General features: G+C 57.2%; 14 protein-coding genes. 2 read left to right on the top strand and 12 right to left on the bottom strand.

Features of this window, described 5'->3' with window-relative positions:
* Nucleotides 1–56: 56 nt before the first annotated feature.
* The 8 genes from phoB to FQB27_RS09200 all read right to left on the bottom strand — a co-directional run bounded on the left by phoB (nt 57) and on the right by FQB27_RS09200 (nt 8,283).
* Nucleotides 57–737, bottom strand: coding sequence for a phosphate regulon transcriptional regulator PhoB (gene phoB / locus FQB27_RS09235; RefSeq protein ID WP_169560727.1), 681 nt, complete (start codon nt 735–737; stop codon nt 57–59).
* The gene (phoU, locus tag FQB27_RS09230) at nt 734–1,480 is read right to left on the bottom strand and encodes a phosphate signaling complex protein PhoU (protein WP_169560726.1); all 747 of its coding nucleotides are present in this window, start codon (nt 1,478–1,480) and stop codon (nt 734–736) included. The genes phoB and phoU overlap by 4 nt, the downstream gene beginning before the upstream one ends.
* A 26-nt stretch (nt 1,481–1,506) precedes the next feature.
* A complete protein-coding gene (gene pstB / locus FQB27_RS09225; RefSeq protein WP_169560725.1) occupies nt 1,507–2,301 on the bottom strand; it encodes a phosphate ABC transporter ATP-binding protein PstB in 795 nt (264 codons plus the stop codon).
* A gap of 20 nt (nt 2,302–2,321) precedes the next feature.
* On the bottom strand, nt 2,322–3,629 hold the full coding sequence (pstA, locus tag FQB27_RS09220; protein ID WP_169560724.1) for a phosphate ABC transporter permease PstA: 1,308 nt from the start codon (nt 3,627–3,629) through the stop codon (nt 2,322–2,324).
* The gene (pstC, locus tag FQB27_RS09215) at nt 3,622–4,863 is read right to left on the bottom strand and encodes a phosphate ABC transporter permease subunit PstC (RefSeq protein WP_169560723.1); all 1,242 of its coding nucleotides are present in this window, start codon (nt 4,861–4,863) and stop codon (nt 3,622–3,624) included. The genes pstA and pstC overlap by 8 nt, the downstream gene beginning before the upstream one ends.
* Nucleotides 4,864–4,930: 67 nt before the next feature.
* The gene (locus tag FQB27_RS09210) at nt 4,931–5,962 is read right to left on the bottom strand and encodes a PstS family phosphate ABC transporter substrate-binding protein (RefSeq protein WP_169560722.1); all 1,032 of its coding nucleotides are present in this window, start codon (nt 5,960–5,962) and stop codon (nt 4,931–4,933) included.
* Nucleotides 5,963–6,086: 124 nt separating this feature from the next.
* Nucleotides 6,087–7,451, bottom strand: a complete 1,365-nt coding sequence (gene phoR / locus FQB27_RS09205; RefSeq protein ID WP_169560721.1) for a phosphate regulon sensor histidine kinase PhoR — start codon at nt 7,449–7,451, stop codon at nt 6,087–6,089.
* An 85-nt stretch (nt 7,452–7,536) separates the two neighbouring features.
* Complete coding sequence (locus tag FQB27_RS09200; protein WP_169560720.1) at nt 7,537–8,283, bottom strand: SIR2 family NAD-dependent protein deacylase; 747 nt, start codon at nt 8,281–8,283, stop codon at nt 7,537–7,539.
* Between the two features lie 170 nt (nt 8,284–8,453).
* Here FQB27_RS09200 and FQB27_RS09195 point away from each other — a divergent pair, with 170 nt between their 5' ends.
* Together FQB27_RS09195 and FQB27_RS09190 are read left to right on the top strand one after the other, a co-directional pair.
* Nucleotides 8,454–8,972 (top strand): hypothetical protein, encoded by a 519-nt coding sequence (locus FQB27_RS09195; RefSeq protein WP_169560719.1) that lies wholly within the window; start codon nt 8,454–8,456, stop codon nt 8,970–8,972.
* A gap of 155 nt (nt 8,973–9,127) precedes the next feature.
* Nucleotides 9,128–10,864: an SPOR domain-containing protein gene (locus FQB27_RS09190; protein ID WP_169560718.1), complete on the top strand. Its 1,737-nt coding sequence runs from the start codon at nt 9,128–9,130 to the stop codon at nt 10,862–10,864.
* A 97-nt stretch (nt 10,865–10,961) separates the two neighbouring features.
* Here the strand turns inward: FQB27_RS09190 and FQB27_RS09185 are convergent, their stop codons facing one another.
* From FQB27_RS09185 to FQB27_RS09170, 4 genes are read right to left on the bottom strand one after another with little or no spacing between them, the layout of a single operon-like run.
* The gene (locus FQB27_RS09185; protein WP_169560717.1) at nt 10,962–11,939 is read right to left on the bottom strand and encodes a type II secretion system F family protein; all 978 of its coding nucleotides are present in this window, start codon (nt 11,937–11,939) and stop codon (nt 10,962–10,964) included.
* A gap of 12 nt (nt 11,940–11,951) precedes the next feature.
* Entirely contained in the window at nt 11,952–12,953 is a 1,002-nt protein-coding gene (locus FQB27_RS09180) for a type II secretion system F family protein (protein ID WP_169560716.1), read from the bottom strand.
* Nucleotides 12,953–14,875, bottom strand: a complete 1,923-nt coding sequence (locus FQB27_RS09175) for a TadA family conjugal transfer-associated ATPase (protein ID WP_206374481.1) — start codon at nt 14,873–14,875, stop codon at nt 12,953–12,955. Before FQB27_RS09175 ends, FQB27_RS09180 begins: the two co-directional genes overlap by 1 nt.
* Nucleotides 14,872–16,113 carry a CpaE/TadZ family protein gene (locus FQB27_RS09170; RefSeq protein WP_169560715.1) on the bottom strand — a complete coding sequence of 414 codons (1,242 nt, stop codon included), beginning with the start codon at nt 16,111–16,113 and terminating at the stop codon, nt 14,872–14,874. The genes FQB27_RS09175 and FQB27_RS09170 overlap by 4 nt, the downstream gene beginning before the upstream one ends.
* Nucleotides 16,114–16,129: the final 16 nt, after the last annotated feature.

Genomic DNA, 16,129 nt, shown 5'->3' with positions numbered 1-16,129 from the left:
AAAGAGGGCCCTTTCAGGCCCTCTTTTATTTTGGCGTCTGTAAATCCCTATCGGGCTCAGGCCTTTTCAAAGCAATAGCCCACAGCCCTTACCGTGCGGATCAGGTCCGGGTCGTTCTCACCGTTCAGGGCCTTGCGAAGGCGCCGGATATGCACGTCCACGGTCCGGTCCTCCACATAGACGTTCTGCCCCCAGACACCATCCAGAAGCTGTTCACGGGTCAGGACCCGGCCCGCCCGCTCCATGAAGAAGCGCAGTAGGCGAAATTCCGTCGGGCCAAGATGCAATTCCCGGTCATTGCGCCGGACCTTGTAGGCCACCAGATCCATGGTCACATCTGAAACCGTCAGGGTATCACTGCCAAGAACCGGGTTGTGACGGCGCAGGACCGCCCGAATACGGGCCATCAATTCGTTGGGGGAAAACGGCTTTGATACATAATCATCCGCGCCGATATCCAGCCCGCGAATGCGGTCGCTTTCCTCTCCCCTTGCGGTGATCATGATCACCGGAAGGTTGCGGTATTCCTTATCCCGCCGCAAACGCCGGCAAATCTCGATCCCGGACAGTTTTGGCAGCATCCAGTCAAGAAGAACCATGTCAGGGGTCTGCTCCTCGATGGACAGCATCGCTTCCTCGCCATCCAGGGCAGAACTGACCTCAAAGCCTTCGCTTTCAAGATTGTATCTCAAAAGCTCAACCATGGACGGTTCATCTTCAACAATCAAAACTCTCATTTACTGTCTGCTCCCTGCCCTACACCCAGTTCATCCGATGTGATCATGGTGGTGCTGGTTTCGTCCCCCTTGGGGCGTTTTTCCTCGGGGCCGTGGCCCTTGACCTGATAGATCAGGATTTCCGCAATATTCGTCATGTGGTCCCCGATCCGCTCGATATTCTTCGCCATGAAGATCAGGTGGGTACAGCTTGTAATGCTCCGGGGGTCTTCCATCATATAGGTAAGAAGCTCCCGGAACATGCTGTTATACAGTTCATCCACTTCCTTGTCCCGGCGCCACACATCATAGGCAAGATCCACATCCTGCTTTGAATAAGCGGTCAGGGCATCATGGATCATGTGCCGGACCATTTCGCCCATGCGGGGAATGGTGGATACCGGACGCACGATCGGCGCCTTGTTGAGGGCGATAACCCGCTTGGCAAGGTTTGCCGCATAATCCGCTACACGCTCCAGCAGGGACGCGATCTTCAAGGCGGAAATCACCAGCCGAAGATCATCTGCCACCGGGTTGCGCAGCGCCAGCATCTTGACCGCCAGATTATCCAGCTTGTGTTCCAGTGCATCCACCGCCGCATCCCCTTCAATGGTCTGCTGCGCCAGTTCGGAATCCCGTTCCACAAGGGCGCGAATGGCTGCTTCCAGTTGGGATTCAGCAAGACCACCCATTTCGATGATGGTTTTGCGGACCTCTGTCAGGTCGGTGTCAAACGACGTCACGATATGTCCTGTTCCGTTCATTTCCTATTCTCCTCGCCGCACCCGGATCAACCAAACCGGCCGGTAATATAGCCCTGTGTCCTGTCATCACGCGGGTTGGTGAACAACTGCTCCGTATCCCCGACCTCGACAATCTCGCCCATATGGAAGAAAGCCGTTTTCTGGGAAATACGGGCGGCCTGCTGCATGGAATGGGTCACGATGATAATCGTATAGTTTTCCCGCAGTTCCTCAATCAGTTCCTCAATCCGCGCCGTTGCGATCGGGTCAAGGGCCGAACAGGGCTCGTCCATCAGAATGATGTCCGGCTGCACCGCCAGCGCACGGGCAATACAAAGGCGCTGTTGCTGGCCACCGGAAAGTCCGGTCCCTGTTGCGTTGAGGCGATCCTTCACCTCTTTCAGCAGGCCCGCCTTCTCAAGACTGGTCAGGACCACTTCGTCCAGTTCGTCCTTATCCCGGGTCAGGCCATGAATACGCGGGCCATAGGCCACGTTATCATAAATGGATTTCGGGAACGGGTTGGGTTTCTGGAACACCATCCCGACCCGCGCCCTGAGCAGAACCTCGTCCACCTCGGGGGCATATATATCCTGCCCATCCAGCGTGATATTCCCTTCGACGCGGCACCCGAAAACCGTATCATTCATCCGGTTCAGACACCGCAGAAAGGTCGATTTACCACAACCGGACGGACCAATCAGAGAGGTGATCTGGTTGGCGGGAATGTCCAGATTGACATTGTTCAGCGCCTGTTTGTCACCATAGAAGACTGACACATCCTTTGCAGAAATGATGGCTTCAACGTCTTCAATTTCAGGGGTCGTTACGTCAGCAAGCATTTGCATTTTCCTATAACCTCTTACCAACGCCGTTCAAATTTCTTGCGAAGAAGAACAGCCAGTGCATTCATAAAAATCAGGAACCCGAGCAGCACGAGGATCGCCCCCGAGGTCTTCTCGACGAAGGCCCGCTCCGGGCTGTCAGCCCAAAGGAAAATCTGGACCGGAAGAACCGTCGCCGCATCGGTAAACCCGCCAGGGATATCCACGATAAAGGCAACCATACCAATCATCAAAAGTGGGGCCGTCTCGCCAAGCGCCTGTGACAGACCGATAATCGTTCCTGTCAGGATACCCGGCATGGACAGGGGCAACACATGGTGAAAGGCCGTCTGCTGTTTGGAGGCCCCAAGACCCAGCGCCGCCTCGCGAATGCTGTCCGGGACGGCCCGGATGGCCGCACGAGAGGCGATGATAATGGTTGGCAAGGTCATCAGTGCCAGCGTCAACCCACCAACAAGGGGGGCGGAGCGCGGCAGATGCGCCACATTGAGGAACAGCGCCAATCCCAGCAAGCCAAACACGATCGACGGGACCGCGGCAAGGTTGTTGATATTCACCTCGATCAGGTCCGTGAACTTGTTCTGGGGGGCGAACTCCTCCAGATAGATTGCGGACATGACCCCGATGGGGAACGAGATCAGGAAGGTGACAATCAGGGTATAGAAAGACCCGCTGATCGCGCCCCAAATCCCGGCAAGTTCCGGCTCCCGGCTATCGCCCGAGGTAAAGAAGGTGGAATTGAAAACCATCTTGACCGCCCCGACGGCATCAAGCTGGTCAAACCACGCGATTTCCATATCCTTGACCCGGCGATCCCCTTCGGGAACATCGCGGGGGATAAAGCCCTTGTTGAACATGTCGATATCGTCACCGGCGATAAAATCGACAGGAACGGTCTGGCCGATCAGATCAGGGTTATCCAGAACCATGTCCCGAAGCTGCATCGGGGCGCCCTTGCTGACAAGGGCGAACAATTCGCGCAGGTCTTTGCGGGATTTCACGTCCGGGAAGGTTTCCCGCAGGGTATCGCGAACAATTCCCCCATAGCCAGCGGCCCGAAGGTCATCCTCGTTTCGCGTTCCCTTGGGATCAATCACAGCCTCGCTGAAGGTCACATCCATTACCAGACGGGTCTGGTAAAAGGCGCTGTAACCCTTTCCGGCAATACTGAACAACAGGGTGGCAAGCATGGCCAGCGCGATCACGATGGCACTCAGCCCCAATCGGCGGAACCGTTTCTCTGCCCGCTGGCGCTGCGCGACCTTGGCAAGCAGTTGCGGCGATGCCCAATCGGTCTTCTTTCCCGGTGTGGAAGTATCAGTCATATTTTTCACGATATTTGCGGACCACGATAAGCGCAATCACGTTCAAGGACAGGGTGATAACGAACAGAACCAGTGCCAGCGCAAAGGCGGCAAGGGTCTTGGCACTGTCAAATTCCTGGTCACCGACCAGCAAGCCGACAATCTGCACCGTAACGGTTGTAACCGCTTCCAGCGGGTTGGCGGTCAGGTTCGCGGCAAAGCCAGCGGCCATGACCACAATCATGGTTTCACCAATGGCCCGGCTAACCGCCAGCAGCACCGCGCCGACGATCCCCGGCAGGGCCGCAGGAAGGATCACCTTCATGACCGTTTCCGACCGGGTCGCCCCAAGGCCGTAGGAACCATCCCGCAGGCTTTGCGGTACCGCCATGATGATGTCGTCACTGAGCGATGAAATGAAGGGAATGATCATCATGCCCATGACCACACCGGCGGCAAGGGCGCTTTCTGAAACCACGTCCAGACCGATCGCTGACCCCACATCCCGGAAGAACACCCCCACGGTCAGGGCCGCGAAAAAGCCGTAAACCACCGTCGGGATACCGGCCAGAATTTCAAGAATGGGCTTCACAATGGCCCGGAACCGGTCTGTTGCATATTCGGTCATGTAAACGGCACTGAAAAGGCCAAGCGGAACCGCTACCATCATGGCGATCAGGGTGATCAGCATGGTACCGGCAAACAACGGGATCGCCCCGAACGCCCCGGAAGAGCCAACCTGATCAGCCCGCAACGCGGTCTGGGGGCTCCATTCCAGGCCAAGGAAGAATTCCGACAGGGGAACCTTGTCAAAAAACTGGATTGTTTCGAACAGCAGGGAAAAAACAATGCCCACCGTGGTCAGTACCGACAGGGTGGAGGCAAGGATCAAGACCCCGTATACAGCCGTCTCGATTGTCTTGCGAACCTTCAGGGCCGGATTGATTTTCTGGATCGAGACATACAGTCCGCCAGCGGCCACAAGCAGGGTTACCACGGGAAAGACGATTGTCCTGATCTGGTCGAAAAGCGCCGGTCCGAGGCTGCTACCGAATTCCTGGAACAATCCCCAGAGTACAATCAGAAAAACCGGAGGCACCAGCCCCCAGATCGCCACATACAGTCCAAACTGGTGGGGCCTGACGGCCACGCGCCGGACTGAACTGTCCGTCTGTGCCATTGCCCGTCTGGAACCGTACCAATATCCGAAGGTACACATTGCCAGAAGGACCAATACAAGGGGAAGGAAACTCATGGGTGCTTGCCCTGCTTTCGGGAAGTACAAAAAAGGAGGAGGGAACGCCCCTCCTCCCGGTTTTGGATTACATCAGCTTCAGGTTGGTAAGAGAGGTCGCATCGTTGCGAACCTTTGTACGCTCTTCTTCTGACAGCGGGATCAGGCCCTTTTCAGTCAGGTAACCAAACTCGCCGAAGGCATCTTCGCTGGTGAATTCAGCGATGAATTCCTTGATGCCCGGAACCTTGTCCGCATGCGCTGCCTTCACATAGAAGTAGAGGGAGCGGGAAATGCCATAGTCGCCAGCAGAGATGTTTTCAAAGGTCGGCTCAACACCACCGATGATACCGCCCTGAATACGGTCAGCGTTCTGGTCAAGGAAGCTGAAACCGAAGATGCCGATGGCATCCGGGTTGGCAACCAGCTTCTGAACGATCAGGTTGTCATTTTCACCAGCTTCGATATAGGCACCATCTTCACGAACGGAGTGGGCCACAGCCTTGAAGGCCTTTTTGTCGGATTTGCGCAGGTCTTTCAGCATATCAAATGCCTTGGCGCCGCCTTCCATGGCCAGTTCAACAAAGGCGTCACGGGTGCCACTGGTCGGAGGCGGACCGAGAACCTCGATCTTGGTTTTCGGCAGGGACGGATCAATGTCGTTCCAGGTCTTGTACGGGTTGTCGACCAGCTTGCCGTCAATCGGAACCTGCTTGGCCAGTGCCATGAAGACCTGCTGCTTGGTCAGTTCAACCGGCTTGGCAGATTTGGAGTTGGCCAGAACGATACCGTCAAAACCGACTTTCACTTCGGTGATATCGGTGATACCGGCAGCCGCACATTTTTCAACTTCGGATTTCTTGATACGACGGGAAGCGTTGGTGATGTCCGGGTGCTCGTCACCGATACCGGCGCAGAAAAGTTTCAGACCACCGCCGGAGCCTGTGCTCTCAACGACAGGTGTCTTGAAGCCTGTCTTGTTACCAAAGGTTTCTGCAACTGTTGTTGCAAAGGGAAATACTGTGGAAGAGCCAACGATCCGGATCTGGTCGCGAGCCATTGCCTGTCCTGCAAATGCTACTGTCGCAATGACAGCAACGCCGAGAGTTTTCTTAAACACGTCTATTCTCCGTTCAGTAGTGCGACAGCGTCTATCCTGTCGATGACCGCACTCTGCGTCTCCACGGTGACCGGAATACTACAGAACCATGACACTATTGTTACAGGAGAATAGTCGTTTATTTTTAGATAGTTACTGAATTAGGAAGGGGCAAACGCACTGTAAAGACAGAGCCTTTTCCCATTTCAGATTCTATTTCAAGATTTCCCCGGTGGCGACTCAGGATATGCTTGACGATCGCCAGCCCCAGCCCGGTTCCCCCCATTTCCCGGCTACGATCACTATCCACGCGATAGAACCGCTCCGTCAGACGCGGCAGATGGGTCTTGGGAATCCCTTCGCCCTGATCAATAACGGAAACCAGCACATCCCTTTCCCGCTGCTCCAGCCGGACGGACACCTCCGTATTGTCCCGGCTGTATTTCAGGGCATTGTCGATCAGGTTGGTAAAGACCTGTGCCAGTTGGCTCTTGTCCCCCGTCACAAAAACCCGGTCGTCCGGCATGTCAAGGGCGATGGATTTACCAAGCCCTGTCGCCTTGGACTGGATCAGGTCCCCCACTTCCTGCAGGACCTCGTTCAGCGTTACTTTCTCGGCCGGTCGGCTGTGTTCATGCATTTCAATATGCGACAGGGACAACAGGTCATCGATCAGTTGCGACATGCGGCGGGATTGCGCATGCATCATGTTCAAGAACCGGGGATAGGCCTTGTAATCCTGCGCGGCGGGGCCTTGCAGGGTTTCAATGGCCCCGATCAGGATGGCCAGTGGTGTCCGCAATTCATGGCTGGCATTGGCAACGAAATCGACCCGCATCTGTTCCGTGCGCTTGGCGCTTGTCACATCATGCAGGCTGATGATCACCCGAAATTCTCCGCCCGCGTCGCCGCACAGACTGACCACATAGGCCTGCAGATGGCGGGTCACGTTGCCCGGAATGGCAAAGGCCACCGCCTCCCCTTCTGACTGGCGGGCCAACACCCCGTCAACAGCCCGGATCAGCGCCGGATGGCGCAGGCATTCCGTCAGGTCCCCTTCCAGGGTCGCGGTCTCGAAAAACTCCTGCGCGGCCTTGTTGAACCGGTTGATCTGGCGGCGTTCATCCAGAACCAGAATGGGATCTGGTAGCATGTCAAACAGGAAGTTGGTGTCCTCTTCCCGGCTTTTCGCCTGATTGATCCGCTGCAGCAGCACACGGCGATGCTGGCGCAGGGACAAAAGCAGGTCATCAACCGGCAACAAACCGGACCGCAGGCTGTAATTATGCTTGTGGGCATCAAAACCGGGCTCTGTCACATGCTCCACCTTCTGACCGAGGGCATTCACCTCCATCAGCAGGCGGTTATAGATCAGCACCCCCGGCCCCACAGGCGTCAATGTCAAAAGAATTGCATATTCCAACGCCAACAGGTCCTGACTGACCAACCAGAATGCAATGATCGCCACGGGCGCCGTGACCAGAGCAATAAACACAAACATCTTCGCCATAAAAAGACCGAACCATCCTGAATTTGAGAATTTTGAACGATTTATTACAATATAAGATCGTTTGTCTTAATTTGCTGATTATCCCTTACGGTTTTGTGACAGCGCTGAGAGATTTCCCGATTTCCCCCCGAATAGTGAGGCTGGCAACCGGGTCCAGCGGTGTCGGCTCGCGATTGATGATGACCAGTTCGGCCCCCGCCTCCCGCGCGATCAACGGAATATCTGCGGCTGGATAAACAACCAGCGATGACCCTGCCACAATCATCAGGTCACAGGCCACGGCCTCTTTTTCCGCCTCCTGCAACTCCCGGACAGGCATGGGTTGGCCGAAGGAAATGGTCGCTGTTTTAACAATTCCACCGCAACGACCGCATTCCGGCAAGGTCTCGTTGACCGCGAAAACAGCCTTTACCTGCTTCAGGCTCATCCGGTCTCCGCAATCCAAGCATTTGGCAAAGGTGGTATTGCCGTGCAGTTCGATCACATCCTTCTCGTCCACACCGGCCAGTTGTTGCAGGCCATCGATATTCTGTGTCACCACCTTCGAGACCTGCCCCCGGCGGTACAGTTCGGTAATCGCCAGATGCCCGGCATTGGGCTCCGCTGCTGACATGACACTGTCCATGGCGAACTTGCGACGCCACGATTCCCGCCGCATTTCCTCGGAAGCCAGAAAGTCGGAAAACTCGATCGGCTGGTTTTTCTCCCACAATCCGCCCGGGCTTCGGAAATCGGGAATTCCGGATTCCGTACTGATCCCCGCACCGGTGAAAAAGACAATCCTGTTACTGGCCTTGATCAGGGCGGCCAACCTGCCCAGTTCCCGTTCCATTTTCCGCTTCCTTCTCCATCCATTCCAGCCATCCGCGAGAGACCTGCCGCGTCTCTGCGAAGACCTGCCTAGGCATTAATATTCACATAAAGAACAGCCAGACGTTAACCCTTCAGCATGTGTACAGCAACAAACCGATCGCCCGTACCAGACCAGAGAGGGGACCAGACATGAGCAATGGACAAAGGATCAACGGCGTCGCAAAGGAACTGTCCGATGCCCTTGCCCGCTGTCAACAGCGGGGCATTGACGAACAATCCGTACGAACAGGCCTTCTGACCATCACAATTGCCAATTTTATCAACAAGATCGGCATGCAAAACACCCTGTCCCTGTTCGAGGCCTTGCCCCAGCATATCGCATCCGGCATCTTCGACAAATACATGAACCCGGAAATCGAGCAGAACCAGCCGCCCGCCCGCCCCCTCCAGAACGCGGGCTATCAAGCGGGATATCAGCCTCACTACCCGGATATGTCACCAGCACACCAACCGCCCCCGATTCCGGGGATGCCGCAGAACTTTATACCCCCGCAAGCGCAACCCGGATTACATCCCGCCAGCCAACAAGCACCTGCGCCTGCACCGGCCTTCGTGCCGTCCCATCCCGCCGCGACCAATGATGGGGTTGGATTTTCAGACGGACTTTCACAGATGCCTGCCGGGCGGAGACGCCTTGCCGACTCGTAACCCGGCAATGATCCTTGCCCGTGAGGCAATGGCAGCGGAACAATGGGAATTGCTTAAAAATTATCATTAAATCCGGGGGGAATATTAAGATTTTTTAAGGACACGACTGTTAGACTGCCTGCTGATTTCCGGAATGGAATACAGGAGTCGGGAGAATGCCCCAGTCAAGTCGTCGAACCCCTTATTGCCGCGCCATGCTTCTGGTGACAACCAGTCTGGTCGCCGCCGGTTGTAACACGGTTGCCCAGCAACAGACAGGCACGAAGCCCACACCGGTTGCCTCGGCAGCCGAAGAACAGGACTTGTCGACAGGCCTCACCTTTGAACGATTGCTGCGGATTGGCGACCGTTCGCTTGAAAAAGGGGATCCGGAAACCGCCTTCCGTTTCTATTCCATGGCCGCCGAAAAAGACCCGGAAAGCCCGCTGCCCTCGTTGAAGATTGCGGATGCGTTCCGCAAGAACAACCAGCCGACAGCGGCCCTTGATATCTATGAAAACCTTCTTCAGAAGGACCCGGCACTGCTTGAGGCCCACAGCGGCATCGGATACAGCCTGCTGTCACTGGACAAGCCGTTCCTCGCCCTGCAGGCCTTCAGAAAGGCACTTGAACATGACCCCGATTATGCGGTTGCCCACGGTGGTATGGCCGTGGCCCATGACACCGCCGGTGACCATGACAAGGCACAGGATCTTTATCGGCAGGCCATCAAGGCCGACCCGAACAACCTGACCTATCAGAACAATCTGGCCCTGTCCCTTGCCCTTGTCGGGCGGACGGATCAGGCCATCGCCATGCTGGAAATCATCACGGCCCACCCGAACGCAACAGCCAAACACCGCCAGAATCTGGCGCTTGTCTATGGCATGGCTGGCAAAACCGCCGAGGCCATGCGCTATTCCCGCATGGATCTGAACGAGCGGGATGCCCGCAACAACGCCCTGTATTTTCAGGCGCTGAACAATGACACCGGACCTCTGGCAGCGCCCGAAGGCAGCCGCCGTGACCATGTTCTTGCCATGGCCGGAAAGAAGACCGAAAACCCGGCGCCATCCGCCGTTCCCTCGACAACACCGCTGGAAGCCCGGAAAACCACGCAGCGCCTGACAACGGAAAGACAGGATACGCCTGCAAAGCCGTCCTATATGCCATCTGCAACGATGCTGGCGGCGGTTCCGACAGGCAAGGTTGAAAGCACACCGCTTTCCCCGCCGACAGAACCCGCGACAAAACCGGCAACACAACTGGCAGACACTAAAGGGAAGCCCCAACAGCGGGCGGCTGACCTGATCCCGGTTGCCCCCACTGCCGAAGCGCAAAAGTCCGGCACCACAAAGGCAACCGAGGCAGCGGAGCCGACGATCGCCGCAAAACCGGCGACAAGTGAACCGGCCCCGAAAAAGGTCGAAGCGGCCCCTGCCCCAACCCCTGCGGCCCCGGCACAGATCGAAAAGGTAGCCTTTTCGCTGCCGCTGCCAAATTCCGCCACCAGCGGATATTTCCTGCAAGTCGGATCTTTCAGAACGGCTGAGCGGGCCGAAATGGGTTGGAAAATCCTGCATTCCCAGCATGGGGACCTGCTGTCTGACCTGAAACCCACATATTCCCGCATTGACCTTGGCGAAGGCAAAGGGGTCTATTACCGGGTTCGTATTGGTGGCTATACAGATAAGGATGCCCCGGTCCGGCTTTGCGGTGCCTTGCGGGATCGCGGGTCTGACTGCTTCATGAGCCAGCCGGAAGCCGCCGCACAGGACAGCGGCGAAACCGTTGCCCGCCCGGCCTCTGACACGATAGCTCCCGGCCCAGCAAAGACGGACGAACACCGCCCGGCAGAAAAGCGGGACGGCTCTACAAACAAGACCTATGAGACAGCTTTTGTAGCGTACTGAGTGAAATGCCATTCACTGCAATGCCCGCCTGCTCCAACAGGCGGGCATTTTTTTGTGCAGGGTTCCGCCAGGTCAAATGTGAGGGGTGTCCGCTCTCTCAGCTTCCCGAAAAGGCATCAATGGCTTTCAGGACCGCCGGGCCGATCAGCACGATGAACAGGGCTGGCAGGATAAAGACAATCATGGGAACGGTCATGATGGCGGGCAGCCGGGCGGCTTTTTCCTCGGCCTTCATCAGGCGTTCATCCCGCATCTCGGCAGACAGGACCCGCAAGGCCACCGCAAGGGGCGTTCCGTATTTCTCGGTTTGCAGCAGGGTATTGACCAGCGTCGTCATTGCCTGAAAATCAACCCGTTTGGCAAGGTTGCCAAGGGCCTCTTTCCGGTCGGGCAGAAACCCCAGCTCAATGGATGTCAGGCCGAATTCATCGGAAAGTTCCGGGGCTGAATTGGCAATTTCCCGGCAAACACGGTCAAGCCCGCTGTCCAGATTGAGGCCCGCCTCGGTACAGATCACCAGCAGGTCCAGCGCATCCGGCAAGGCTTTTCGGATCAGGGCATAGCGTTTTGAAATCTGGTTTTTCAGAAGAATTCCCGGCAGGCTGTAGCCAAACAGGGCCGCCCCAAGGGAGACCATCAACCCGACCGACAGCGGCCAGTCAAAGGGGTTCTGGACCACGCAGTAAATAACCGCGAACAGACCCACGACCACCGGCAATGCAATCCGCGCAAACAGATAGGTTACAAGCGCATCCTTGGACCGCCAGCCAGCCTGCGCAAGACGCGCCGAAATCTGCCGCGCCTTTTCCCCGCGCATCAGCTTCATCTTCTTGACGACCCGGTGCATCAGGTTTTCACGGGCAATCAACTGGCTGCGTTGCCGGGTTTCGGCCACGGCTTCCGCCTTCAGCTTGCTCCGCCGCTTTTCAAGGCTCTTGATCCGTTCGGGCAGACTGTCCTTCACCAGCAGGGCATTCCAGATCATCAGGAACACCACCATGGCGGCGATGCCTGCCACGATGGCCATGATATCCTCTGATTTCATCCATCCCGGAAGGAGTGTGGTAATATCCATAAGACGGCCCTCCTAGATTTCGAACCGGACCATCTTGGCCATGACCATGACGCCAAAACCAATCATGGTCAGGCCCGCCCCGATCATGTAAATCCCGCGCGGGTCATGGATCAGGGTCATCACATAACTGTCATTGGCCAGCCACAGCAGGAAAAACATGATGAACGGCAGGGAGCCAATAATCCACGCACTGGCCCGGGCCTCGGAGGACATGGCCTTGATCTTCAGCTTGATCTGCCGTCTTTTCCGAAGGGTGCTGGCCAGTCCCCCCAGCGTTTCCGCAAGGTTACCGCCTGTTTCCCGCTGAATGGAAATGGCAATGATCAGGAACTTGAAGTCCGGCAGATCGATCCGACGCGACACATCCCACAAGCCATCTTCCACAGTCCGTCCCATACGTACCGTATCTGCGACAACCCTGAATTCCTTACCGACAGGTTCCGGGGAATCGTGCCCGACCGTATTGATCGCCTCGCTGATCGGCAGTCCCGCCCGCAAGCCCCGGCACAGCAACTCGATGGCTTCGGGAAAGGCCTTCATAAATTTGTTGATCCGGCGCCGCCCCAGAAACCCGATGATGAAATGGGGAATGAACATGCCCCCGGCCAGCGCAACGGGAATGGCCAGAAACAGGGAAAACCCGTAAACAAAGCGACACATAACCGTCAGCAGGACAACGGCCGCAACGGTAATCAGGAAATATTGCGCGATGGAGATATTAAACCCGGTTTTTTCCAGCCGGGACCGTAATTCCGCCGGTTTCGGCAGCATCTTTCGGGCCAGCGCATCAATGAACTGGGAACTGCCTTTCGGGTTCTGAATGCGGGCCGAACTGCGATGGCCGACTTTGTCCGGTGCCCGTCTGGTGCCGTTTCCAACCTCGCTCAGGCGGCGTTTCAGTGCGGCCGATGATCCATCCCCGCCAACAAAGGCAAAGCCGAGGATCAGGGTGACCAGCAGGGTTCCCCCACCGACAATCACCATCATGAGCAGTTGGTCATCTCCGCCAAACATCACATCGCTCCTATCAACATCTTGTCCAACCCGTAATAGGCAGCCCGCGGGGCGAAATGGGGCCGCAAGCCGGAAGACTTGTATTCCCCCAACAGGCGTCCGCCCTTGTCCTCGCCCTGAAACTCGTACCAGAACAGGTCCTGCATGGTGATGATGTCCTCTTCCATGCCGACAACTTCGGAAATATAGGTGACCCGGCGCACCCCATCGCGCATCCGGCTGACCTGCACGATCAGGTCAATGGCCGACGCAATCTGCGTCCGTACTGCCTTCGCGGGCAGGTTCACCCCGGACATCCCGACCATGTTTTCAAGCCGGGTCAGGGCCTCGCGGGGGCGGTTGGCGTGAATGGTGGAAAGAGACCCGTCATGGCCCGTATTCATGGCCTGCAGCATGTCGATGGCCTCGCCGCCACGAATTTCACCCAGGATAATCCTGTCCGGTCGCATCCGCAGGGAGTTCTTGAGCAGGTCCCGCATGCCGATCTCGCCGGACCCTTCCAGATTGGCAGAGCGGGTTTCCAACCGCACCACATGGGGCTGCTGCAATTGCAGCTCCGCCGCATCCTCGATGGTGACAATCCGTTCACCCGGATCGATCAATTGCGAGATGGCGTTCAACATGGTCGTTTTACCCGACCCTGTTCCGCCTGAAATCAGGATATTCAGCCGGCACCGCCCTGCCACCCTGAGGACCGTCGCCGCCGAAGGAGACAGGTTGCCCTGCCGCTCCATCACATCCAGCGTGATCTTCTGTTTGGCAAATTTACGGATGGAAATGCTGGGCCCATCAATGGCAAGCGGGGGAATGATGATATTCACACGGCTACCATCGGCAAGACGCGCATCCACCAGCGGATTGCTTTCATCAACCCGCCGTCCCACATGGCTGACGATCCGGCTGGCAATGCTGAGAACATGGGCATTGTCCCGGAACTGGCACTCTGACAGGGTCAGCTTGCCCTTCTTTTCCACATAAACCTGCTTGGGGCCATTGACCATGATATCCGTAATGGCCTCATCCGCCAGCAGCGGCTCCAGCGGTCCCAGCCCCAGCATGTCATGCATCAGGCTTTCAATCAGTTCCCGCTGTTCCCGCTGGTTCAGCTGGATGCGTTCCTCGACCAGAATATCCGCGACGATGTCCGAAATATCCCGCGCCAGATCAAGGCGGTCCATTGTCACGGCAGCACTGATATCAATGCGCTCCAACAACAACGGCTGGACCCGTTCCTTGGTCAGTTCCGTCTGGGTCGCGGACCGGGGGGCCTGTTTCTCGGTAACGGCAAGAAGACGCAGTTTGTCCGCCTCCTCCGCCTTTTCCTCCAATGCCGCTGCCACCTCGTTGCCAAGCGCACCAAGTTCGCTCTGCTTGACCGATCCCGCGACAGGAACCAGCGGCTCCTCATAGGGTTCGTCCTCAGGTTCGGCCCTGTCCATAAAGTCTGACGGGGACAGGATCGGCTGCTCAAATTCGGCCGTCACTTCCGCCGGAGCGCCGATATCCGCACCGAAAACCGTGACCCCTTCCTCAACGATCTGGGTTCTTTCAGGAACCGTGAACGGGGGCGGCACATCCTCACGGACTGACAGATTTTCTGTCTCCGTCGCGACTTCGGCTTCCTGGCGAGAGGCGGCGAAGGCCTCCCAAAGCCGGTCGGACAATGCGGAAACAAGGGTTCGCTGCTCAAGAACGTTGAGGCGAATATTGTCTTTTTCCAGCGCCTGACGGACAAACCCCCGGGCCGCCTGATTGATGTCGGAACGGGACGCCCCGTCATGGAACGTGCCCAGCAGGGCATCCATCGCCGCCGGCGCCAGCTTGTCGATCAGGCCAGTGGTATCCGCCGCCCCGCTCGCCGCTTCAGGCGCAGCCGGGGCCGACTTGTTTTTCTGTCCCGATGATGAGCGCCACAAACTCACGCCTTAGTGCCTTTTTTCTTTTTGCCGGAACCAACGATCTTGCCAAGAAAACTTTGCTTCTTTGGCTTTTCATAATCGGAAATATCCGCTGCGATATCGCGCAAGGCCTTGGTAATGGGCGCGCGCGGGGCCTCGGCGGCGATGGCCTTGCCCACATTGGCGCACACAGACAGGGTTTTCCCATCTTCCGGGACGTAATAATCCACATGGTCGCTCAGCGCCCGATCAAAATCGGACTTGGAAACCTGGGCGACGCGCTCGCTGCCGACCCGAGAGACAATCCGCAAGATGCGCCCTTTTGTGGACAGGGATGTCATGGCCTGCGTGATCCGGTTAATATCGCGAATGCCCGCCAGCGTCTGATCCGACACCAGCACAACCGTATCCGCCGCCGCAAGCAGCGCCCCCTGTGTTGGCAACAGATGCCGGGGCAGGTCAATCAGCACCTGATTGTAATCCTGACTGATCTCGCCGATCAGGGTATCGACCGACTCCGGGTGCAGATCAACGAATTCCTCAATCGGCTCTTCCGTCCCGAGAACGGCCAGACGTTCCCCCGCCTTGGTGATGGCGCTGTCCAGAAACAGCTTGTCCAGACGATGCGGGTTTTCCAGCGCCTCGCGGAAGCCGCCGCCGCTTTCAATATCCAGCGACAGGGTCGAGGTCCCGAAATGAAGATCAAGATCGATCAGGGCCGTGCCCAGTTTTTCCTCGTTCGCCATGATCCAGGCAAGGTTGGTGGCCAGCGTAGAGGCCCCGACACCGCCGCGCACCCCGATGATGACGGTCAGGCGACCGCTTTGGGCGGTCTGGCGGGCCTGTGCCTGCTTGTCGATACTGAGAATGGCGTCCTGCACCACATCCACGGTAAGCGGCTTGACGATATAGTCACACGCCCCAAGCGCGATCATCCGGCGAAACACCTGCACATCATTGGAGGCCCCGATCACAATCAGGTTCCCGGACGGTCCCAATTTACGGATCAGGCGGGTGATATCCCCTTCAGGGTCCAGACTGCGACTGATATCCGCCATCACGGTCTTTGGCGCGTTGCCCGGCTCGATCCGCTGAACGGCCTCGCCGATGCCGCCATCCTGAATACAGTCTTCCGACCAGTCATTTCCGGTGGCAGCCTCCCGGCAAATGCCCAGACTATGCTCGTCATCCACAAAGGCCATGAATTCCTCATGAACCTGCGTTCCAAAAAGAGTACCGAGATTGGGTGCTACGCTTGCCATGCTAAATCTCTCTCCG

The organism is Sneathiella chinensis (assembly GCF_012720115.1).
Taxonomy (GTDB): Bacteria; Pseudomonadota; Alphaproteobacteria; order Sneathiellales; family Sneathiellaceae; genus Sneathiella; species Sneathiella chinensis.
Note: the sequence above shows the minus strand (reverse complement) of the source record. Positions and strands in the feature narration are given on the sequence as shown.

Coding starts and splice junctions, on each gene's coding strand:
- phoB (WP_169560727.1), bottom strand. CDS start 737: ATGAGAGTTTTGATTGTTGAAGATGAACCGTCCATGGTTGAGCTTTTG.
- phoU (WP_169560726.1), bottom strand. CDS start 1,480: ATGAACGGAACAGGACATATCGTGACGTCGTTTGACACCGACCTGACA.
- pstB (WP_169560725.1), bottom strand. CDS start 2,301: ATGCTTGCTGACGTAACGACCCCTGAAATTGAAGACGTTGAAGCCATC.
- pstA (WP_169560724.1), bottom strand. CDS start 3,629: ATGACTGATACTTCCACACCGGGAAAGAAGACCGATTGGGCATCGCCG.
- pstC (WP_169560723.1), bottom strand. CDS start 4,863: ATGAGTTTCCTTCCCCTTGTATTGGTCCTTCTGGCAATGTGTACCTTC.
- phoR (WP_169560721.1), bottom strand. CDS start 7,451: ATGGCGAAGATGTTTGTGTTTATTGCTCTGGTCACGGCGCCCGTGGCG.
- FQB27_RS09200 (WP_169560720.1), bottom strand. CDS start 8,283: ATGGAACGGGAACTGGGCAGGTTGGCCGCCCTGATCAAGGCCAGTAAC.
- FQB27_RS09195 (WP_169560719.1), top strand. CDS start 8,454: ATGAGCAATGGACAAAGGATCAACGGCGTCGCAAAGGAACTGTCCGAT.
- FQB27_RS09190 (WP_169560718.1), top strand. CDS start 9,128: ATGCCCCAGTCAAGTCGTCGAACCCCTTATTGCCGCGCCATGCTTCTG.
- FQB27_RS09185 (WP_169560717.1), bottom strand. CDS start 11,939: ATGGATATTACCACACTCCTTCCGGGATGGATGAAATCAGAGGATATC.
- FQB27_RS09180 (WP_169560716.1), bottom strand. CDS start 12,953: ATGTTTGGCGGAGATGACCAACTGCTCATGATGGTGATTGTCGGTGGG.
- FQB27_RS09170 (WP_169560715.1), bottom strand. CDS start 16,113: ATGGCAAGCGTAGCACCCAATCTCGGTACTCTTTTTGGAACGCAGGTT.